The following is a 21,614-nucleotide window of genomic DNA, read 5'->3' as shown; positions in this document are numbered from 1 at the left end:
CTTGCTCACGTTAGGAGTTGGAGCAAACTCTGTTATGGTTTTTGAAAAACATTTTTAGCCTTCAATAACCTTTAAAATAGAGCCTTCCCTAGCAATACTGTCGACACTCCTTTGTATTAGGGCATTGCCCCAGGGAGGCCTCTCATTTCCTACCCTCTTTGATTTTTATCCAAGCAACTGTAAGGCTGCTTGTGGTCTTTGGTTTGCTTGACCTAAAACAGTCACACTGGCTTGTTGAATAATTTGCCAACGGGTTAACTCTGCCGTTTCTACGGCAAAATCTGTATCACGTATGCGACTTCTTGCCGCTGACACATTTTCAGAAATATTACTTAAATTTCTTATCGTTGACTGAAAACGATTCTGTATAGCACCTAAGTCTGCGCGCTGAGCATCGATAATAGAAATAGCTTCTGAGATCGATGTCATTGTTGCTGACGCAAACTCTTCAGTTAGTACAGAGGTATTAGCTATTAACAAACCCGAGGCACCAAAACCACCATTTCGCTCAATATTGACACTTATGGTTTGCCCCGCATTGGCCCCAACTAAAAAGGCTGAGGAAAAAGATCCATCTAAAATATTCACTCCACCAAATTGTGAAGTTGAGGCGATACGGCTGATCTCATTCTTTAATGCCGTGACCTCTTTTTGTAAGGCCACCCTATCTGAAGATGAGTTAATACCATTTTGCGACTGTACCGCTAACACTCTGATACGTTGTAACGCAGTAGTAGTTTCAGCCAACGCGCCTTCAATGGTTTGCGACAAAGAGATACCATCATTGGCATTTCTTACTGCTTGATTAAGCCCCAAAACCTGTGAGGTTAATCGGTTAGATATTTGCAGCCCTGCTGCATCATCTTTGGCACCGTTAATTCGAAAGCCTGAAGACAATCGCTCAAAAGCGGTGCTTAAATTATTGTTCGACGTAAACAACTGCCGTGTGGCATTTATCGACGAAACATTAGTGTTAACAAATAAACTCATTTTAAAACTCCTAACCAGTCAGCCACTGTTATTATGTTTTTATGTGACTGTGTTTTTTGGTAATGCTAATTTTTTTAAACTTCATGGCATAATTGGCACGCCATATGCTTTATCTTTATTGCTAGCTGGTACCCTGGTTAGCGATTTTGTTAAGTGTTTGACGCACTGAAACAAAAGTAAAACGTGTGAGCCTATGCTCAAGCTGACAGACAGGTATGATGGCCTAAACCTCAATACCTCACTACCTCCTGGCGTCTTATCTGTCTGTTAGCAATTTTTAACTAAAAAAGCCTCGGCCAAATTAGTTAAACAAAACAAAGCACGCCCTTACATTTGTTGTAAACTGTTGAAAACTCTTAATAATTTGATATCCCTCGGTCGATTGCAGCCTGCCCCCACATTTTGCAATTCGACCGTTTTAATTCTACCTAGCTACTGCTCTTGGCAATGTTTAGATAGTTTCATCCCATTTTGTTGCAGCCTGCCCCCGCAATTGCTCAACAATATGCATCATATTTTACTCGTTAATTAACCTTGTAATAATTGAAGTGCCGCTTGCGGACGCTGATTGGCTTGTCCAAGCACAGTCACACTAGCTTGCTGAATAATCTGCCAGCGGGTTAACTCTGCCGTTTCGACGGCAAAATCAGTATCCCGAATACGACTTCTTGCCGCAGATACGTTTTCAGATATATTACTGAGATTTCGGATGGTTGATTGGAATCTGTTTTGTATGGCACCTAAATCAGCTCGCTGCGCATCTATGATAGAAATAGCTTCTAAAACAGAAGTCAAGGTTGCAGAAGCACCTGCCACAGTGTCCACGCTTAAGTCAGCAATACCTAGGCCTGAGGCACCAAAACCGCCGGTCCGCTCAACATTCACACTAATGGTTTGTCCAGCGTTGGCTCCTACTAAAAAAGCAGAAGAAAAAGCGCCATCAAGCACATTTACCCCACCAAATTGCGACGTAGCAGCAATTCTGCTCATTTCATCTTTTAGTGCTTTCACTTCTTTTTGCAGAGCAATGCGATCGGATGAAGAGTTAATACCATTTTGCGCTTGCACCGCTAAAACTCGGATCCGCTGTAACGCAGAAGTCGTTTCGGCTAAGGCACCTTCAATGGTTTGGGCTAACGAAATACCATCATTGGCATTACGAACAGCCTGATCTAAACCCAAAATTTGGGTAGTTAAACGGTTGGATATTTGCAATCCTGCCGCATCATCTTTCGCAGTATTAATACGAAAACCCGACGACAGGCGTTCAAACGCGGTACTTAAATTATTGTTCGACGTAAACAACTGACGCGTTGCATTTAACGACGACACATTTGTGTTGACGAATAAGCTCATTTTTAATCTCCTAACGATTTTTTTGTAAGCACCATCCGACTATTTTTATTATTAGTTGCCTTGATGGTTGCAGGACTCTTATTTTTATTATTATTCAGTCTCTGCAGAGCCGTTCGCATGATTTTTATTATTAGTTGCGTAACGTCTATGTGAACTTATCGTGCAGGCAGCAAAAATTCTTTAGTCAAAAAATTAACTAAATTATTATTTGCTTATTTATCAATTAGTTAAGAGACGAAAAAAGCCGGAGAAATTCTCCGGCTGAGCGCTCTTCGTTAGGAGAGAGTGAGCGAAACTCTCAACTGCTCGGTTCTTATCAACCCAGTGCACTACCCCCTGGCCTCTAAGCCCCTAAACAGAAGAAGGGTCTCGAAACCTAGGTCAATCGGTAGTTAGTCGATGTAGATGACTAACCTTTTAAGATTAACCTAGTAAAGATAGAGCTGCTTGTGGACGCTGGTTAGCCTGACTCAACACTGTCAAACTAGCTTGCTGTACGATCTGGTTACGGGTTAATTCCGCAGTTTCAGATGCAAAGTCAGTATCTCTGATACGGCTTCTTGCGCCCGCTACATTTTCTGAAATATTCGTTAAGTTACGAATAGTCGATTGGAAACGGTTTTGTAACGCACCTAAGTCAGCACGTACGCCACCCACTGCAGAAATAGCTTCTGAAACAGCGGTTAGGGCTGCAGATGCGCCTGCAACTGTAGAAACATCAGTGCTGCCAATACCTAAGCCTGAGGCACCGTAACCACTGGTTCTTTCTAAGTTAACTGAAATAGTTTGGCCACCGTTTGAACCCACTAAGAATTTAGATGAAAAGTCACCTTTAAGAATATCTAAGTTGGCAAATTGGCTATCAGACGCGATACGACTGATTTCATTTTTAAGTGCTGTGACTTCTTTTTGCAGAGCAACACGGTCGGCAGATGAGTTAATGCCGTTTTGTGCTTGCACAGCAAGCGTACGAATACGTTGTAAAGACGTGGTTACCTCACCTAATGCACCTTCTGCAGTTTGCGTTAGTGAAATAGCGTCATTGGCGTTACGTGCGGCTTGGTTTAAACCTTGTACTTGGGTGGTTAATCTGTCGGTAATCTGCAAACCCGCGGCATCATCTGCAGCACGGTTAATGCGAAAACCTGAAGATAAACGTTCAAATGACGTGTTTAGTGATTGTGAAGAACTGAACAACTGACGCTGCGCGTTCAACGATGATACATTGGTATTTACGAATAAACCCATGGTTTTTCTCCTACACTCTCAGTCCAGACGAATCTGGCGACCGAATAGATATTCGGTTGGTTAAATAACACTAATAGAATAATGATTTCTTAATTTAAAAATTCATTACTACTGGCTCTCTCGGAAATTGTATCGACCCATATAAAAATCCCTTTAACAATAAATTGCCTTTTTTCACAAAAGCGGCCAACTTTTGCCGCTTTTGCTATAATTTTTTACATGAGTTTCAATAAGTTAATTAAAATAAAAAAGTTTTAAAAATGTATCTAAATTTGCTAAAAAAGATTGGTTTTAGAGCAAAGCACAATGCTTTTGTGGATTTATGCGCCTTTAAAAATGACTTTTTTTGTGTCTATCGAGAAGCTAAAAACCACCTAAGTATCGATGGAAATATCTGTATTTTACGGCTAGATAAACAAGCAGAGGTGATACAAACACAGCAAATTCGGGTGCCAAACTGTGATTTGCGCGATCCTAAAATCACAGTTACCCCCCAAGGCAAATTATTATTAACCGCCTATGCAAGGTATCTTGGCTCAAAAGCCTCAGAGAATGTAAATTGGTTTTCAGCAGATGGTCATAGCTGGTCTAGCGCCAAAACCTTTGGTCAGCCCGGATGGTGGTTGTGGCGATTAAGATGGCATAATAATCAGGCTTATGGATTAGCTTACAACAAACAACAGCAGGCCTTAGATTTATATGCAGGCGACCCCAGACGTGGTTTTTACTTACAACAAAAAAGCGTACTTAGCTTAGCGAAACATAATAAAGGCTATCCAAATGAAAGTGACCTTATTTTTAAAGGTGACAAAGCCTATGCCTTAGTTAGGCGTGATGCCGATAGTTTCACTGCACAATTAGGGCACAGCCAGGCGCCCTTTAAGCAATGGCGCTGGACTGATTTAGGTCGCTATTTAGGTGGCCCCACTATGCTAGCACTTAATCAAAACTATGCTTTAGTGGCTGCGCGCATTGTTAAACAAAAAAAATTAGTAACAGCACTACTAACAATGCATTTAGAAACAGGGCATCTTCAGGAGTTAATGGTTTTACCTTCATCTGGAGACAACAGTTACCCTGGCTGCGTGCTTGAGGGGCACAACTTATACCTGAGTTATTACTCATCTCATCAAGATAATAAAAGTTGTGTGTATTTGGCCCACATCGATATTAGAACGCTTGATTAGAGCCGCTTACCTCTAGATATAATCAAATAACGAAGTGCCAGTTACACGAGCAAAAGTAGCTTGTGCGGCTTCTAAGGCAGACTCTTGGCGGCTTAACTGCGAAACAGCTTCGGCATAATCAACTTCTTCAATATTAGAGCGCGCAGTTTTATTAGAAATCTCTAAATCTAAATTTGAAGAAAAAACAGAATCTGCCACATTCATTCTTCCACCTATGGCTGACATAGCATTACCCACACTGGTTAAGGCATTGTCTACACCAGTTAAGGCATCTGAAATGGCTTCTGCAAAGTTTACATCCGACACTTCACTGTTATTAAGCACATTGATAAAGTCGTTTAAGGTTTCGGCAATATTCTTTTTCTGCGGTGGATCTAATTGGAAGTTCACTGAATCCCCTGGCACACCAGTCATGGTGATTTCTAATCCTTGGTAAAGCATGGATTCACCACTAATAAAATCCAAGGTCTCCATGACAGCCCCAGTCCCTAAATTAGTAACTTGTGCTTGGGTGGGTGAAATGATGCTTACTTGAAATTCATTGTTTGCCGGCGTAGTTGCGTCGTAATTTTTTTTATGAAATTTGTCAAAAGCAGATTGCCCCTGCACAGCAAGAGATACATCTGTTGCCCCAGAGGAGCCAGAAATACTAGATTTTAATCGCGCCAATACGTTTTCAAATACCTCTTGCCCCGAGTTATTAACGGTTAAAGCTACGGTATCAGAAATTTGAATTTTATTTTCGCCCTGATCACCAGCAAAGCTGTATTTATTGCCAGAGGCGCTGGGATTGTAATTAAACGCGGGCGAACCCGATTGAAACCCGGCAAAAATGTATTCGCCTGCTGGGTTTCTACTGTTCATTAAATCAAATACTTGATCGCGAATTTGTTTTAACTCTATGGCTATGGCCTTGCGATCGTCAGGGCCAATAATGCCATTACCCGACTGCACCATTAAAACACGGGCACGGTTTACCGCAGTATTCACACTACTTAATACTGTTTCTTCTTGCTCTAAACTATTTGTCAGTAAGTTGTTATTTTTTTTGTATTGCTCAATGAGTTCTATTTCTTCTGTTAAGCGGATCACTGTTGCCGCCCCTACAGGGTCGTCAGAAGGACGTAACAACTTTTTACCCGATGCAAGTTGTTGCTGGATATCAGACAGATCACTTTGGTTATCCAAAACAGATTGAATACTGCGATCGTAAAGTTGATTAGTTGAAATACGCATAATAGTTTTGCCTTACTGCCTCGAATTAACGTACAACACTTAAAATAGTATCAAACAAAGATTGCGCCGTACTTAACAAGCGCGCGGCTGCCGCATAAGATTGTTGAAACTTAACCAAATTGGCAGCTTCTTCATCTAAGCTAACCCCAGACACAGATTGCACCCAGTCTGAGGATTGAGATTTAAGCGCTTTTGCGGATTGTAATGCTATATCGGCACTAGAAGATTTTTGTCCAACATCACTGATAATATTGGCATAAGCTTCATGGAAACTTACAGGTGCACCTGAACCATTATTGTTTAGCTGCATGCTGTCTTTGTTTTGCAAGTCAGACATCAATAAGCCGTTGCGGTTATCGTTTAAGCCGTCTGTGTTATAACCAATACTAAAGCTATCTCCCGCTTGAGGCTGACCTTGTAAAGACAAATCAAAACCAGGGTAGTCATCTAAGGCACTAAAGGCAGCCGGCCAAGCTGGGCCTGCTCCATTATTTTTAGCCTGCTCAAGTAAATTATTAAAATCTGTTACTCCAGATACCACTGTAATAACACTGCCCGCACTATCTAACACCTGATATTCATCAGCCGCTGAAAATACAATTTGAGCAGGTGCACCCACACCACCTACACCTGTAGGGGAGTTACCTGGACCATGGATGTCACCTTGGTTGTTAAAGGCTGAAGCAGCACTATCCGTAAAAGTGTTATCAATAAAGGTATTAGTGATCTTAGTGGAGACAATTTGGGCATCGCCTAAATTATTGATGCTGGCTCCCACTCTTAAGGGCGCACCTAAGGCCAAGTCTTCAGGGCGGGTCATCACCACTTCAATTAAATCAGCGGTATTTTTAGTCGGTTGAATTAAAAACTGGTCGCCCGCACTATAACTGGCGCCACTGGCAAATTCTAATTCAATTCCTCCCATAATGGCGCTAAAGGTGCCTGATTGCGCAGCAATACCTGTGTAAGATTGACTAATAGGCAAACCGTTTATGTCTTTTACTGGGCTACCATCTGGATTTAACGCATTGACCGTAATATCTAAAGTAGGTGGTGCGCCACCCGTCACAGAATCAATAATAATTTCATAATCTGAACTAGTAATTTGGCTAGCCGCCCCCTCGCTCACTCTGCCTGTTACTATACTACTGGGGGAACTGTTTCCGGGAAAATTCAAACCAGTAAAAGTTGGTAAAGCAAATAGATTTGAGCCGAGTTGCTGATCTAAATCCATCCCTTGGCGATTCACTGTATTTACAGACTCAGTTAAGGCTAGGGCAATTTGTCCTAACTCTCGTCTACTGGTTTCCAACACCTCATCACGATATCTAAACAACCCGCCTAAACGCCCACCTAAATCTGTTTCTTTAATATTTAAGGTAGTAGGTTTGCTGTTGCTGGTTAACTCTAAAGATACATCATTTAAATCTGCGCCAGAGCTAACTTCAAATACGTTAAAAGAGCCGTCTTCTAGTACTAAAGATTCACCTGAGGATAAATTCACCATCACAGCGCCATCGTCTCTACCACTTGGGCGAGTTTCAATCGACACTAATTTAGCTAATTCTAAGACAGCTTGATCCCGTTGATTTTTTAAGGTGCCTGGCTCATCAAACTTATTATTTGATTGATTAATTCTTATGGCATCATTTAAATCTGCAATAGATTGAATAATAGCGTTTAGGCTGCCGATATTGGCACTGACTTCAGCGTTAAGTTCTTCTTCTTTTTGCCTTAAAAACCCCGAGACTGTGCCTATTTGTCCAACTAAAGATTCAGCTTCACCTAACACCAATTGCCTACCAGCAATATTGGTTGGATCATCTGTAGCGGTTTGCACCGATGCAAAAAAGCGACTAATACTGGACGAAATATTGTTAGCTTCACTAGCAAATACATTATCCAGCACTGTGGTTTTAGTGTAATAGGCTTCATGTTCGCTATGTAAAGTGGTATCGCGCCTTAATTGATTTTGCGCAAACACATTAATGATACGCTCAGTAGTAGATTGCCCAACTCCCCCGGTTAGCTGACTGGTAAAGCTGGTGCGCTCACGCACATAACCTTCGGTGTTTACGTTGGCAATATTGTGACCTGCAGTATTCAACAGTTGATTACTGGCATTCACCCCACTTTTGGCAATATTAAACAAATCTGCATTACGGGTACTGTTGTTCGAACTACTGGTAATCATAAGGTGTCACCTGCTGCACTGGCTGCATTAGCGGCTTGCGGAGTAAATTGCTTAAACTGCTGACCTTCAAGTACCGCCATGATTTTATTGGCATATTGAGGATCGGTGGCATAACCGGCTTTTTGCAATTCTGTAAAGTAAGCTTTAGGCGAATCTGATTGTTTTACCGCTTCGCTATACCTAGGGTTTTGTTGCACAAAACTTACGTAATCTTGCATTGACTCAGCAAAAGATGGATAGACTCTAAACGGGGCCTTTTTAGTTTGTGGCATACCTTGTTCAAATTCTAAGGTATTAACTAAGGCACGACTGCCCTGCCAACTTTTACCGGCTTTGATACCAAACAAATTATGCGAATTTTGTCCGTCTTTATTGTGGATCATATGCTGCCCCCAACCTGTCTCAACCGCGGCTTGGGCTAATAAGGCTTTGGGATCTAGGCCAAGTTCTTGAGCAGCTTGTTGGGCTACTGGGTAAAGTTGCTGAATAAAGGATTGAACACTTTCAAAACCAGCGGCTTTAATACCCTGAAAACTTTGAATCGGGCTTTGAGCTAGAACTTGTTGTTGTGCACTTTGTACGCTTTTAATGGCATCACGGTTAATCGATGACAGATTGCCGTCATTTCGTAGCGCTTCGGCAGGCATGTAACCATCACCTAATTTGCCTAGTTGCCGCACTATTATGTCGGCCAAGCCAATACTGCCATTGCTGGCTAAATCACTGGCCAATTGTTGGTCGTGCATCCCACGATAAAATTTCACTTGCTCAGAGTTAAAAGGGCTATCTTTATCCACCATAACATCTTGTGCTTTACGCATTGATTTAAGCATCATCTGCACAAAAATCGCTTCAAATTGTTTGGCTGCTTCATCTAGCGCTTTAGTGTCGCCACTTTGTGCCGCTTGACGCAACCTGTCTAACCCTTGAATATCATTGGCGTTTCTTGATAACTCAAGTGGACTTTGGGTGATCATTGATTGATCCATCATGGCTCCTTAAATCACCACCAACTCGCCTTGCAAGGCACCTGCTTCTCTAAGCGCCTCTAAAATTGCCATTAAATCACCTGGCGCAGCCCCCACTTCATTCACCGCACGGACCAAATCGTCTAAGGTCACGCCGGGGTTAAAGTTAAACATACGGGTATCATCTAAATTCACATCCACTATGGATTGGGTAGTAACTACTGTGTCGCCTTCTGCCAAGGCATTAGGTTGAGTCACGGTTTGATTTTCGGCAATGGTCACAGTTAACCCACCATGAGTAATAGCAGCGGGCAGTAAGCGCACATCTTGGCCAATCACTATGGTGCCAGTGCGGCTATTAATCACCACTCTGGCTGATGCTTTAGCAGGGGTAAACTCAAAGTTCTCTAAGGTAGCTAGAAAGCCTACTCTTTGCCCTACATCCCGAGGCGCAGAGACGCGCACCGAAGCGGCATCTATAGGGGTCGCTATAATATAGCCTTTATCAGGATCCGCTCCTAAGCGCCTGTTTATGGTATCAGCAAGAATTTTAGCCGTAGAAAAGTCGGGATAATTTAAATTTAAGGTGAGATAGTCGTTTTGCATAAAGCCACTTGGCACTGCTCTTTCTACTAAGGCACCATTGGCTATACGTCCTACAGTTGGGGTATTGACCACAATTTTAGAGCCATCGCCGCCCTGAGCGCCAAAGCCACTCACCACTAAACTGCCTTGAGCAACAGCATAAACTTTACCGTCTAAGCCTTTTAAAAAGGTTTGTACTAAAGTGCCACCTTGTAGACTTGCGGCTTCACCGATAGAAGACACTGTTACATCTATAGTTTGTCCAGGCTTTATAAAAGGAGGAAGCTCAGCATGCACAGCTACCGCTGCCACATTTTTAATTTTAGGTTTAACACTGGGCGATAAACTAATGCCAAAGTTAGTTAACATAGTGCGAAAACTTTGTTCGGTAAAAGGACTTTGTTCGCCAGTACCAGGCAAACCCACCACTAAACCGTATCCAACCAATTGGTTGCTTCGCACCCCTTGAATACTGGCAAGATCTTTAATTCTTTGGGCTTGAGTAACAGGAGCTAACAGTAAAGTTAACAAGATTAAGCATCTAAATATTTTCATATATACAACTCCCAATTAAAAAGGCCAATATTCAGAAGTGAAAAACTGTGATAACCAGCCTTGTTCTTGCGCATTCGCAAAGCTGCCAGTTCCACTGTATTGAATACGCGCATTGGCAATTTTGGTTGAGTCGATTTCGTTTTCTGGACTCACATCAGCAGGACGCACTACACCAGTTAAGCGGATATATTCGTCGCCATTGTTTAAAGTCAGCCATTTTTCACCGCGAACTAACAAGTTTTGATTGGCTAAAACTTGCACTACTGTGACTGAGATATTGCCTACCAGATTATTACTTTGATTGGTTGACGCATCACCAGAGAAATCATTACTGGCACTCACACCCAGTTGAATAGACTCATTGCCTAAATTAATCGCATTGCCACCTAATCCCACTATAGGGTTAACATCAACCCCAGTTTCTTTAGAGGTACTAGTGCCAGCCGATTTAGTGGCTCGGGTATTCTCTTGCAAATTCACAGTAATAATGTCGCCAACTCGTCTGGCTTTCACATCTGAAAATAAGCTATTGGCCATATCCGATTGAAATATCGAACCGTCTTGCGTCACCTTATGTCTAGGAATATCAGGCTGAATTGGCGCATAAAATGGGTCATTTGGTAAGGGTTCACGACTGGCGTTAGTAGACTGACACCCCATGACCATCAGCCCCATAACTATGGCGATGACAAGGTTTTTTAGCTTAACTGACATAATCACGGTTAATCTCATTTTACAGTTGTTGAATCACTTGACCGAGCATTTGATCCACAGCCGAAATGACTTTTGAGTTCATTTCGTACAAACGCTGGCTTTCAATCAAATTAACTAATTCTTCGGTTACATTAACGTTAGAGGTTTCTAATGCCCCTTGCACTATATTGCCAATTCCCTGTAAACCCGGTACGCCTTGAATGGGGGCACCACTAACAGCGGTTTCTACATAGAGGTTTTGCCCCATAGGCTGTAGCCCGGTTGGGTTAATAAAGTTTGATAAGGTAATTTGGCCTAGCACTTGACCGTCGGCCTGACCACGCACTGTGGCAGACACTTCACCATCTTGAGAAATGGTGATTTGTTGCGCATCTTCTGGCACGGTAATATTAGGCTGCAATAAAAACCCTGCCCCTGGGGTCACAATTTGGCCTTGGTCGTTTAAGGTAAATTGTCCGTTACGGGTGTAGGCTATGCTGCCATCTGGCTGCAAAATTTCGAAAAAACCGTCGCCCTGAATTGACATATCTAAGGCGTTTTCTGTGGTTAACATATTGCCTTGAGTATGTGCTTTTTGGGTAGCCACTACTTTACTTCCTGCCCCTACCATTAAACCCGAGGGTAATTCGGTATCTGCTGAGGAACGGCCACCTGGTTGATTAATATTTTGATAGAGTAAGTCTTCAAAGATTGCGCGGTCTTTTTTAAAGCCCACTGTGCTGGCATTGGCCAAGTTATTGGATATGACCGACACATCAGTTTGAGCGGCATCTAAGCCGGTTTTACTTATCCACAATGCAGGATGCATAGTTTTTCTCCTAATAAACTTGTTGGTATGCTGGGTTAAATAAAAAGGACAAATTCCTCGTTGCCAGCCAGTTAATCTAGATAATTCTTAATAATTGATTGCCACGGGTATCAATTTCTTGCGCTTGTTTCATCAATTTGACTTGCATTTCGTAGTGGCGCTGCAAGCTGATCATATTGACCATTTCTTCTACTGGGTTCACATTACTGCCTTCTAACACCCCAGTGCGCACACTCACTAATGGACTTTCTGGCGCAATTTCACCGCTTTTTAGGCGGAATAGTCCGTCTGTGCCGCGCTCTATATCACCCACATTCGGATTCACAAATTTTAAACGTCCGACTTCTTCTAAAATGGTTTCTGGCGCGCCCTGTGGCCTCACAGAAATAGTGCCATCGTTAGCAATATTAATATTAGAAATTGGGATGGGCAGGATCACTGGGCCAAAATCTCCTACCACACTATTGCCAAACGAATCTTTGAGTTCGCCATTAGCACCAATTTCAAAACTTCCGTTACGACTGTAGGCTTCGTTACCTTGTGCATCTAGTACCGAAAACCAGCCTTCACCTTGAATTGCCAAATCTAATTCGCGCCCTGTTTGGATCATGGCGCCACCGTCAAAGTTATTCACTGCGTTTTCTGTCATTGCAAATACCCGGCTTGGCATGCCTTCACCAAATGCAGGCATAGCTCTAGCTTGTTCTAACTGGGCTTTAAAGCCGTTGGTTTGCGCATTGGCTAAGTTATTTGCTCGAACCGAGGTTCCGAGTAAATCTTGTTTAGCGCCACTGGCGGCAATGTAAAGTAGTTTGTCCATGACAGAATCTTGACTTTGTTGGATCTTATTTAATTGACTGCAAATTCAATGCCATTTACCCAGATTACTTGGACTTTGCTATAAGCATAAAAAAGGCCACAACAATGTGGCCTATTAATACTTTAAAAATCAGTAAGTTATTAACGAATATTCAATACTGTTTGATTTAGCTGATTATTCACTTCTAAGGCTCTTGAGTTAGCTTGGAAGTTTCTTTGGGCAATAATCAGGTCGATAAGCTCAGTAGTGAGGTTAACGTTTGCCTGCTCTAATGCCGATGAGTTAATGTCGCCAAAGGTACCTGTAGTGGCTTCACCTGCTAGGGCTTCACCTGACAAGATACTTTCTTGCCACTGGGTACTACTTTGTTGGGTTAAGCCTTGATCATTAGAGAATCGAACCAAAGCTACACGTACAATAGGTTCAGAAGTACCGTTTGAATAAGTGGCACGAACCAAGCCGTCTGCACCAATATCAATACCAGTTAAACGCCCAACCGCTAAACCATTTTGCTCGAGGGAAGTAACCTCAAACGACGAAGCATATTGAGTAGGCTCTTCGCTAATTGAGTTAGTCACATCTAAAGCAAAGTTAGTAGTGATAGTTTGTGATGGTAATGAACCATTTAATAAAATACCTGCACCTAGGGGCTCAGAAGCCACGTCTCCAGTTGGAACTGACGTACCATCGGCATTATAAATGGCCTGAAAATCTCCGCCTGGACTAAATTGCATTCTAAATCCGGCGATGCCATTCCCCGCACCTAATGAAGTTTCACCAACTACGTTATCTCCAGTAGTAGGGGGCGTTCCAGGGGTATCACCTTGAGTTTGTAAAGGTTGATCATCAACATAAGTCACACCAATCCATTGGTTAGCATTGTTGATATCTTTCATAAAGTAATAGGTCATCACGTGACTGTCGCCTAATGAATCAAAGACAGTCACTGAGGTTGCGGCATTGTAAGTTAGGGTATCATCAGGATTAAACAAATCTGGATCCACAGCATCATCTCCTGCAGGCAGGTTCATTTTTAGCCCCACTTCACTGGTGGCTGTAGGTGAACCAGATGAATCAGGAATACTCACGGGAATAGTCGTACTTAGTGCAACTGAAGAAGAAGTGCCATCGGCATTTACTGGAAAACCTAATAAATTGTCGCCGTTTGAATTCACCACAAAGTTGTCTGAATCTAGCTTAAACATACCTGCTCGCGTGAAAGAAAAATCACGAGATTCTATTTCTGGCACAGTGGCAAAAAAACCATTGCCTGTTATAGCTAAATCTAATGCGTTATTGGTAAACTGCAGACTACCTTGAGAAAATTGTTGGGCCACTTCTTGGGTAATAACCCCATCACCCACTTTGGTTTTGCCCCCTGCTAGCAAGGACTGGGCATAAACATCACCAAATTCTGCGCGAGACTCTTTAAAACCTACTGTATTCACATTAGCAATGTTATTTGCCGTCGTATCTAAGTCTCTTTGTGCGGCTGCAACACCACTTAAAGCTATATTAAAAGACATTTTGCTTTCTCCTGTTAACCACCGATTTCGATGACTTCGTCGAGCTTCACGCTAACATCGCCATCCAAATTTAAAATAATACCTTGACTGCTCGCCGCTAAACTCACGCTATCTACATGTCTGTTTACGGCCGTTGGCAAGATCACTGATTCGCCACCAACCTGTCCTTGCGCTCTAACAACATAATTGCCGGGCGGCATGGCATTGCCGTGTTTATCTGTGCCGTCCCAATTAAATTCTATGTTGCCTGCAGGCTGGGTGCCCACATTGATTGTTCTAACTACCTCTCCCATTTCATTTTGAATGGTAAGCTCAAGTTCTTGAACACTTTGTTCGGCAATAACGACCCCAGACATATTTTGACCAGGACCAGAAATATAACCAATATCACCTTGCAACAAGACTTGCTGTCCGATCAAACTAGAAGCTTGCAACGCTTGATTGGAGGTCATAGAGGTGGCAAAAGCACTAAATTTTTCGTTCAGCTGTTCGATACCGTCGGCCATAGTAAAGCTGGTCATTTGAGCAACCATTTGATCATTATCAACTGGTTTAGTTGGGTCTTGGTTAGCCAACTGCTCGGTTAACAATGAGAAGAAGTCTTCTTGCGTCAGTGTTTGATTACTGCCATCGTCAACATCAACGGTTTCTGGCTGCCAATACAATGCGCTATTTAGGCCATTATTGATTGATTCCACAATTTATCCTCTATCTAATCTGGGTAGTTCAATTACTACCTAGGAGCCTTGCCCTAAACGTAATACATGTCTAAAAATACGCTTGGTGGTATCGGCAATTTGCACATTGGTTTCGTAAGCCTTCGAGGCTGACATCATGTCGGCCATTTCTTCTACTACATTGACATTAGGCTTATAGATATAACCGTCTTTATCTGCCATGGGATGCCCTGGACTATATTCAATTTGCAATGGTTTAGAACTTTCCACTATGCCTAACACATTCACTCGCGAACCTGCACCTTGGGCTTCTGACGCACTTTTTAACTCAGCGGCAAAAACTGGGTGACGCGCTTTATAGGTTTCGTCAATACTGCTACTAACACTATTGGCATTGGCAACATTACTGGCAGTGGTGTTAAGTCGCACACTTTGTGCACTCATGCCGGTACTGGCAATATCCATTACATTAAAAAGACTCATTATTGCTGTCCTCCACTTAAGGCTTTTTTCATGCCTTTAATCTTGCCATTCAGAAATTCCATTCCAGCTTGATAGCGTAAGCCATTGTCTAAGAATGTATTTCTTTCAATTTGTACATCAACAGTGTTGCCATCACCTGTATCTGGCTGGCTAGGAATGCGAAATTGTAAATCGCCTGTTGCTTGCATTGACCCTTTGATATGGTTTTCGTGAGTACGAACCAAACTTTGGTTTTGCATTTGTTGCGCACTTTTCATCGCTTTTTTAAAATCAATATCTCTGGCTTTATAACCAGGGGTATTAGCATTGGCTAGGTTTCCAGCAATGACTTCCATCCTTTCGGTACGGACTTGCAATGCTTTGTGATGAAATCCCATCAATTTGTCTAAGCTAATAGCCATGTTGTTCTCCTCGTTTTCATAAGAAGTAGCAAAGGCTGTGCCATTGATTAGTTTTGGCTTAAATAAAATTGAGAAAGATTTGCTAAGGTCGGGATTTATGGCGCTTTTTTAAGGTAATAAAGGCCTGAGTTGCATCTTACTGGGGTTAAAATATTGGTTAAATCTGCGATAGATTCTGAAGCACCTAGAAATAAAACGCCCCCCTCTTGCAGGCAAGCGGCAATCTTTTGCAGTATTTGTTTTTTTACCTCTTCTGAAAAATAAATTAAAACGTTTCGGCAAAAGATAATGTCGAATTGACCTAAAGACGCGTAACTTTGTAAAAGATTTAATTGCTTAAACTGAGTTAAAGCTGTGACTTGTGCGTTCAACTTTAATTTATCATTGTTAGATAAAGTGAAATATTCGTGTCTATAGGGTTCGGGAAGTCCTCGTGCCAACGCCAATTGATCGTACTCAGCATCTCTACAGTGTCTAACCATTTGCTCTGAAATATCTGTTCCCAGAATTTCCACTCCACCAGCAAAGCTGTTTTTATGACGTTTTTGATAATTTAAAATTGTGATGGCGATAGAGTAAGCCTCTTGACCTGAAGAGCAGGCCGCGCTCCAAATTCGCATCCTTCTTGATTGCGAGGCAAATTTATCTAACAAAGTTTGTTCAAGAATAGAAAAAGGGTATTGATCGCGAAACCATAAAGTTTCATTGGTTGTCATGGCCTCTATCGCCATGTTTTGCAATTTGTCTTTATTTAACAAAATGGCATCAATAAGGTCGTCGATAGACTCATATTGAAGTTTATGTACCAATGGACTTAAGCGGCTACGAACTAAATATTGCTTATTTTCGCCTAACACAATGCCGCATGCTTTTTCTAGAAAAAAGCAAAAGGATAAATAGCGCTGCTCATCTATCTTTATTTCTGTCACTTAATACTTCCTGACAATCACCTATATAAGTTTAGCCTAGCTTATTTATTCCCAAACCATTTTTGTACTGAGGTGGCTAACTCATCTGGATGAAACTTAGCAATAAAATCATCGGCCCCCACTTTTTGCACCATAGCCTGATTAAAAACCCCACTTAAAGAAGTATGTAAAATAACGTGTAGGTTTTTTAGCTCTGGGGTGTTTCTAATTTCTGCGGTAAGGGTATAGCCATCCATTTCTGGCATTTCAATGTCTGATACCAGTACCCCAACTTTATCTGTTATATCTCCAGTTTCAGCGGCCATTTCTTTTAATCTTTCTAAAGCCTCTAAACCATTTTTTGCTAATTCAATTTTTAAGCCCAAGGCCGACAATGCCTTTTTAACTTGATTGCGCGCCACAGACGAATCATCGGCAATGAAGATAATTTTTTCTTCATCGTTTTCAACTTTGAGGTTGGTTGCTACTTCGTCACTTAAATCGGTATTAACTGGAGAGATCTCGTTAAGAATTTTTTCTACGTCTAAAATTTCAATTAACTCATCTTCAATTTCGGTCACCGCAGTTAAGTAACTTGCACGACCACTGCCTTTAGGTGGAGGCATAATAGATTGCCAATTTGTATTGATAATACGCTCCACCGAGTGCACTAAAAAACCCTGCACAGAGCTATTATATTCAGCAATAATAATAAAAGCGGTAGACAGATCTTCAATTTTTCTGCCGCCTGTAGCTAAACTCATATCGATCACCGATATGGTCTGCCCACGAATATGTGCTATGCCCCTAACTAAAGGGTTTAACTTGGGCATGGATGTTAAGGCTGGACATTGCAACACCTCACGCACTTTAAATACATTGATCCCAAAACGTTGTCTTGAATTCAGTTTGAATAACAATAACTCCAATCTGTTTTCGCCCACTAATTGTGTGCGTTGATTGACCGAGTTCATAATTTCAGACATGTATAACTCCCATGCGATCTAAAAGCGGCGTAACTTTTGCTTATCTACAAAGTTATTAGCAGGCTATTACAATAATTTGACGCTTTATTAAGTGACTAACAGAGCATAACAAAAGATTGAAAATATTCCTTTGTATGCCACTAAATATTGACTTTGCAGGTTTGATTGATCTGCCCAATGCATATACAACTAAATAATAAGTGAACATGAATAGATTACATTATTTTCAAAGATTAGTCGTACTTCTACTAATTAATTGCTGTTTCTACAGCACCTTAACGGCGGCTGAAGAAAATAATTTAGCTAATACCCAGCTTATTAAACAAGTTGAAGAATACGTGATGGGACAATTGAACCCAAATAACGACAAAACCCTAGAAATATCGGCTATGCCCATTGACTCACGTTTACACATTCCACAATGCCCTAATTCCTTAACTTTTAGTGCAACGCCAGAATCACTAAGCCAATCTAATATTACCGTCAAAGCTCAATGCTCAGCAAAAGATTGGTATATGTTTGTGTTGGTCAAAGCGGTAGAAATTCAAGCGGTAGTGGTGATGGCCAATGCTGTTAGTCCTGGAACTTTGTTATCTGAAGATAATTTGGACATAGTTTATATGGACAAAAAGCGCCTAAGAATGAGCACTTTTAGCGACATTGAACAGGTTACAGGCGCACGAATAAAACGCCGTATTTCACCAGGACGCCCAGTAGAAGCCAAGAATTTATGTTACGTGTGCAAAGGTGACAGAGTAGTAATTTCGGCAGCAATTTCTGGTATGCAAGTAAAAACCTCTGGGATTGCCTTAGAAGATGGTAATATGGGTGAAACCATAACAGTAAGAAATCGTCGTTCGAATAAAAAAATAATGGCCAAAGTTGCCAGTACAGGACAAGTAGAAATCGCGATTTAATGCAATAAAGATAGTATAACTGTATGATTATTCTAAACTTACTAAAGATAGTAAAAATTAAGGATAAAAATAGGGAAATAAATTAAAGATATGGGCTTGGTGGCCGATATCTATATCGAGGTTAAATTAAAGGTAGTGGATATAAATTATGTCTATTAATAATGTAAACAATGGCGGATCTAAGCCTACGCTAGAAAATCAAAGGCTTAGTCAGCAACAGCAGGCGTTGAATAACAATAACGCCCAACAAGCTGATACCCAGAAAAAAGCAGGCTCTGCAGTTCGTCAAGACTCAGTGTCTTTGACTTCTTCTGCACAACAATTAAGTCAAGTTCAGAAAAAAGCTTCGGAAGCTCCTGTTAATCAGGAAAAAGTTGAGCGATTGAAAAAAGCGATAGCCAATGGGGAATACAAAATCAACCCAGACTCTTTAGCGCAAAAAATGGCTACCTTAGAAGCAGAAATATTTGGTTCTAAAGCGTAAAGACAGCATAATGGTTGCTGTCTTTATTTTAGAACATTGTTATGTCTGACCTTAAACAAGCGATCACAAACCAACAAGCCAATTTACTTGAGCTACAACAAGTACTTGAGTCTGAGCTTCATCTAATCAGTAGCAGAGATGCAGAATCTCTGATCAACTTATTAAAAACCAAAGAAAGCCTATTAGATAATGTGCAAGAGCAGGATAATCTAATTGCTAAGCTTTACGCTAAAGCCACCCAACAACAAAAAGATGAGCCTGAGCTTATTGCCTTATTTGAGCAAGCCAAAGAAATGGTTGCTCAATGTCAATTTAGAACCCAAATTAATCAAACTGCGGTAGAGCAAGGTCAACTGCGCTTAGAACATTTACGCAATCTTTTATTAGAGTCTCGCGCCAAAGAAAGCATGACTTATGATAAAAGTGGCCGCACTAAGGGTGGCACACCTGGTGGTGGTGTGAGTGCTTAACTAGTTAAGCCAAACAGTTTATTACTATACTGCTAAAAAGCGGGTCATAAAACTACCTAATACTTTTACTTTAACCAACTCATCACAACTGCTAATTAATAATAATGAACTTTCTTAACCCGTTTAGGACGAGCAGTAGATAAATAAATATCGTTTACTAATTTAAAATCAAGTTCAAGCTCAGTAGCATAAGTATCATTGCCTACTGGGTAACTTTTAATAACTCTAGCTCCACGTATAACACCCTGAACCGAACTACTTAAACGCGTATCTTGAACAATCAAACTAGCAACAGATTGCCCACCGTCAACTTTTTGTCCATAAACTTGCTCAGTTAACTCTCGGTAAGCATCTAATTTAGACGCTTTTAATGCCATCAACATTTTCACCGATTCAGAACTACCTTGCTGAGCAGAAATAGGCGCATAACCCACAGCAGAGATTACTGGGTAGGTATCTGGCGCCAGCGTCTCCCACTCCACATGTTTGTTAAATAAGCTGCTACAACTACTCATTAACAAGCAGCAAGAGGCTAATAAGATTAAATAAAGGCTTAGTTGTTTTGGGCTTTGCATTGTCTTACTCGTATTGATAGCTTGATTTAAAATCTATATTTACAACCTAGCAATATCTGTACCTATATATTATAAGTCTGTTGTGTTTTGCCATCTAATTTAATCACTTTGTAGTTTCATTTTGCAGCTAGGTATGGTTTGTGCTTAATGTTTATTATTCAAGTGAAACTGGGCAAATGCCAAAATTTTGTCCTTAACTTAAAAAGTAAAGATTAAGAACTCTATATGAAACAACGCAACTTATTTAAATGCTTTTTAGTGCTAACTATGTTTTGCTACAGCCAGCTTAGTTTAGCCGTTTGGTTCGAAGCCACTGGCCAAGCAGTAGTTCAAAGAGGTGAGAAAGATGCTGCGCGCCAACTCGCCACCCAAGAGGCAATTAAACAAGCCCTACTCTTTGCAGGCGCCTCGGTTTCTAGTGTGCAATCATTAGCAAACGGATTATTGCAAGACGATAGATTTGAAATACGCTCGGCGGGTGAAGTCAATGCAATAGAGCTAATTGATGAAATGTATCATGACGATGTAATAACTGTTTCTATTCGAGCAGATATTTTTCCACAAGAAGCCCAATGCATGGCCTCAGATTACAAAAAGTTTATTACTACTACTTATTACCCACTATACAATCGGCAACATGCTGCCGCTGGCAATTTATATGACTTTGGCAAAGTGTTAGCCGAAAAAATCCAAAGCGAAAGTCAGCAATACGCCAACTACGCACATATTCATCGAATTGAGCCTTTTTACTTGCAAACCCTTGATAGTGAAAGACACGGCATAGTAGTAGAGCTTGCAAAACAATCTAATGCTCAGTATGTACTTTTTGGTGAAATAGAAAACTTTGCTGTGGAGCCCTTGCCTCCTTCTGCTTTAGCTTTTTGGCAGGATCCACAAATGCAAAGAAATTTGACCCTCTCCCTAGCTTTATACAATGGGCAAACAGGAGAACAAGTATTTAAAGATAAACAAAGTATTACTGCGCCTTGGGATTTTGATTTACATACAGATTTAGACTCCAGTAGCCGTCAACTGTGGACCTCTACTTTTGGTCAAGCGACCCAAGAAATGATCCAAACTTTAGTGCAAAGCATTGATGAATCAGTAAGTTGTTTACCCGCATACGGCCGAGTACTAACAGTAAATAATGACGAACTGACCATTAATATTGGCAGTCAAAGTGGAGTTAAAGTAAACGACCAGCTTATTCTATTTCAACTGAATCAATTTTTTGACGATAAAAATCAATCACATAGACAATTTCATTTACACCCAGAAAAAGTAGTAGTGAAGCGAGTCTACACAGACTCAGCAGTGGTTAGTTCAGTTTCTGGCTTGCCTTTGGCTAATATTCAACCAAACGATTTTGTTGCAAGACGATAAAGAGTAACAAGGGTTTTATTCCTACCAAGGCTAAGACATAATATTGAGATTAAACATCTAAGTCCCCGTAGTTTAATGGATAAAACAAGGCCCTCCTAAGGCTTAGATCTTGGTTCGATTCCAGGTGGGGACGCCACTACCTA

Annotated in this window: 22 protein-coding genes and 1 tRNA gene; 6 read left to right on the top strand and 17 right to left on the bottom strand. The window is 41.2% G+C overall.

Features of this window, described 5'->3' with window-relative positions:
* Positions 1 to 165: 165 nt before the first annotated feature.
* The 3 genes from ACVCDT_RS07450 to ACVCDT_RS07440 all read right to left on the bottom strand — a co-directional run bounded on the left by ACVCDT_RS07450 (position 166) and on the right by ACVCDT_RS07440 (position 3,594).
* Entirely contained in the window at positions 166 to 990 is an 825-nt protein-coding gene (locus ACVCDT_RS07450; protein ID WP_447132140.1) for a flagellin N-terminal helical domain-containing protein, read from the bottom strand.
* A 528-nt stretch (positions 991 to 1,518) separates the two neighbouring features.
* Positions 1,519 to 2,346 (bottom strand): flagellin N-terminal helical domain-containing protein, encoded by an 828-nt coding sequence (locus tag ACVCDT_RS07445; protein ID WP_447132139.1) that lies wholly within the window; start codon positions 2,344 to 2,346, stop codon positions 1,519 to 1,521.
* Between the two features lie 423 nt (positions 2,347 to 2,769).
* Positions 2,770 to 3,594 carry a flagellin N-terminal helical domain-containing protein gene (locus ACVCDT_RS07440; protein ID WP_447132138.1) on the bottom strand — a complete coding sequence of 275 codons (825 nt, stop codon included), beginning with the start codon at positions 3,592 to 3,594 and terminating at the stop codon, positions 2,770 to 2,772.
* A 260-nt stretch (positions 3,595 to 3,854) separates the two neighbouring features.
* On the opposite strand from ACVCDT_RS07440, the gene ACVCDT_RS07435 reads away from it, so the two are divergent.
* A complete protein-coding gene (locus ACVCDT_RS07435) occupies positions 3,855 to 4,781 on the top strand; it encodes a hypothetical protein (RefSeq protein WP_447132137.1) in 927 nt (308 codons plus the stop codon).
* A 12-nt stretch (positions 4,782 to 4,793) separates the two neighbouring features.
* Here the strand turns inward: ACVCDT_RS07435 and flgL are convergent, their stop codons facing one another.
* The 13 genes from flgL to ACVCDT_RS07370 form a co-directional block, all read right to left on the bottom strand.
* The gene (flgL, locus tag ACVCDT_RS07430; RefSeq protein WP_447132136.1) at positions 4,794 to 6,017 is read right to left on the bottom strand and encodes a flagellar hook-associated protein FlgL; all 1,224 of its coding nucleotides are present in this window, start codon (positions 6,015 to 6,017) and stop codon (positions 4,794 to 4,796) included.
* A 25-nt stretch (positions 6,018 to 6,042) separates the two neighbouring features.
* On the bottom strand, positions 6,043 to 8,211 hold the full coding sequence (gene flgK / locus ACVCDT_RS07425; RefSeq protein WP_447132135.1) for a flagellar hook-associated protein FlgK: 2,169 nt from the start codon (positions 8,209 to 8,211) through the stop codon (positions 6,043 to 6,045).
* Positions 8,208 to 9,200, bottom strand: a complete 993-nt coding sequence (gene flgJ / locus ACVCDT_RS07420) for a flagellar assembly peptidoglycan hydrolase FlgJ (RefSeq protein ID WP_447132134.1) — start codon at positions 9,198 to 9,200, stop codon at positions 8,208 to 8,210. Before flgJ ends, flgK begins: the two co-directional genes overlap by 4 nt.
* Positions 9,201 to 9,209: 9 nt before the next feature.
* The gene (locus ACVCDT_RS07415) at positions 9,210 to 10,319 is read right to left on the bottom strand and encodes a flagellar basal body P-ring protein FlgI (RefSeq protein ID WP_447132133.1); all 1,110 of its coding nucleotides are present in this window, start codon (positions 10,317 to 10,319) and stop codon (positions 9,210 to 9,212) included.
* Between the two features lie 15 nt (positions 10,320 to 10,334).
* A complete protein-coding gene (gene flgH / locus ACVCDT_RS07410) occupies positions 10,335 to 11,033 on the bottom strand; it encodes a flagellar basal body L-ring protein FlgH (protein WP_447132132.1) in 699 nt (232 codons plus the stop codon).
* 19 nt (positions 11,034 to 11,052) lie between these two features.
* Complete coding sequence (flgG, locus tag ACVCDT_RS07405; protein ID WP_447132131.1) at positions 11,053 to 11,841, bottom strand: flagellar basal-body rod protein FlgG; 789 nt, start codon at positions 11,839 to 11,841, stop codon at positions 11,053 to 11,055.
* 76 nt (positions 11,842 to 11,917) lie between these two features.
* Positions 11,918 to 12,661, bottom strand: coding sequence for a flagellar basal-body rod protein FlgF (locus tag ACVCDT_RS07400; protein WP_447132130.1), 744 nt, complete (start codon positions 12,659 to 12,661; stop codon positions 11,918 to 11,920).
* A gap of 140 nt (positions 12,662 to 12,801) precedes the next feature.
* On the bottom strand, positions 12,802 to 14,187 hold the full coding sequence (flgE, locus tag ACVCDT_RS07395) for a flagellar hook protein FlgE (protein ID WP_447132129.1): 1,386 nt from the start codon (positions 14,185 to 14,187) through the stop codon (positions 12,802 to 12,804).
* A 14-nt stretch (positions 14,188 to 14,201) separates the two neighbouring features.
* Positions 14,202 to 14,885 (bottom strand): flagellar hook assembly protein FlgD, encoded by a 684-nt coding sequence (gene flgD / locus ACVCDT_RS07390; protein WP_447132128.1) that lies wholly within the window; start codon positions 14,883 to 14,885, stop codon positions 14,202 to 14,204.
* 39 nt (positions 14,886 to 14,924) lie between these two features.
* Entirely contained in the window at positions 14,925 to 15,347 is a 423-nt protein-coding gene (gene flgC / locus ACVCDT_RS07385) for a flagellar basal body rod protein FlgC (RefSeq protein ID WP_447132127.1), read from the bottom strand.
* Entirely contained in the window at positions 15,347 to 15,748 is a 402-nt protein-coding gene (flgB, locus tag ACVCDT_RS07380) for a flagellar basal body rod protein FlgB (protein ID WP_447132126.1), read from the bottom strand. Before flgB ends, flgC begins: the two co-directional genes overlap by 1 nt.
* A gap of 95 nt (positions 15,749 to 15,843) precedes the next feature.
* Positions 15,844 to 16,677, bottom strand: a complete 834-nt coding sequence (locus ACVCDT_RS07375) for a CheR family methyltransferase (protein ID WP_447132125.1) — start codon at positions 16,675 to 16,677, stop codon at positions 15,844 to 15,846.
* Between the two features lie 41 nt (positions 16,678 to 16,718).
* Complete coding sequence (locus ACVCDT_RS07370) at positions 16,719 to 17,642, bottom strand: chemotaxis protein CheV (protein WP_447132124.1); 924 nt, start codon at positions 17,640 to 17,642, stop codon at positions 16,719 to 16,721.
* Between the two features lie 206 nt (positions 17,643 to 17,848).
* On the opposite strand from ACVCDT_RS07370, the gene flgA reads away from it, so the two are divergent.
* The 3 genes from flgA to flgN all read left to right on the top strand — a co-directional run bounded on the left by flgA (position 17,849) and on the right by flgN (position 19,513).
* Entirely contained in the window at positions 17,849 to 18,559 is a 711-nt protein-coding gene (gene flgA, locus ACVCDT_RS07365; protein ID WP_447132123.1) for a flagellar basal body P-ring formation chaperone FlgA, read from the top strand.
* A 148-nt stretch (positions 18,560 to 18,707) separates the two neighbouring features.
* Positions 18,708 to 19,043 carry a flagellar biosynthesis anti-sigma factor FlgM gene (gene flgM / locus ACVCDT_RS07360; protein WP_447132122.1) on the top strand — a complete coding sequence of 112 codons (336 nt, stop codon included), beginning with the start codon at positions 18,708 to 18,710 and terminating at the stop codon, positions 19,041 to 19,043.
* A gap of 41 nt (positions 19,044 to 19,084) precedes the next feature.
* Positions 19,085 to 19,513 (top strand): flagellar export chaperone FlgN, encoded by a 429-nt coding sequence (gene flgN / locus ACVCDT_RS07355; protein WP_447132121.1) that lies wholly within the window; start codon positions 19,085 to 19,087, stop codon positions 19,511 to 19,513.
* Between the two features lie 95 nt (positions 19,514 to 19,608).
* On the opposite strand, the gene ACVCDT_RS07350 is transcribed toward flgN, so the two are convergent.
* Entirely contained in the window at positions 19,609 to 20,028 is a 420-nt protein-coding gene (locus ACVCDT_RS07350; protein WP_447132120.1) for an LPP20 family lipoprotein, read from the bottom strand.
* Positions 20,029 to 20,313: 285 nt separating this feature from the next.
* Here ACVCDT_RS07350 and ACVCDT_RS07345 point away from each other — a divergent pair, with 285 nt between their 5' ends.
* Positions 20,314 to 21,471, top strand: a complete 1,158-nt coding sequence (locus ACVCDT_RS07345) for a flagella assembly protein FlgT (RefSeq protein WP_447132119.1) — start codon at positions 20,314 to 20,316, stop codon at positions 21,469 to 21,471.
* 61 nt (positions 21,472 to 21,532) lie between these two features.
* A tRNA-Arg gene (locus ACVCDT_RS07340) sits at positions 21,533 to 21,607 on the top strand.
* Positions 21,608 to 21,614 lie beyond the last annotated feature (7 nt).

This window comes from Paraglaciecola aestuariivivens, assembly GCF_052983255.1.
Note: the sequence above shows the minus strand (reverse complement) of the source record. Positions and strands in the feature narration are given on the sequence as shown.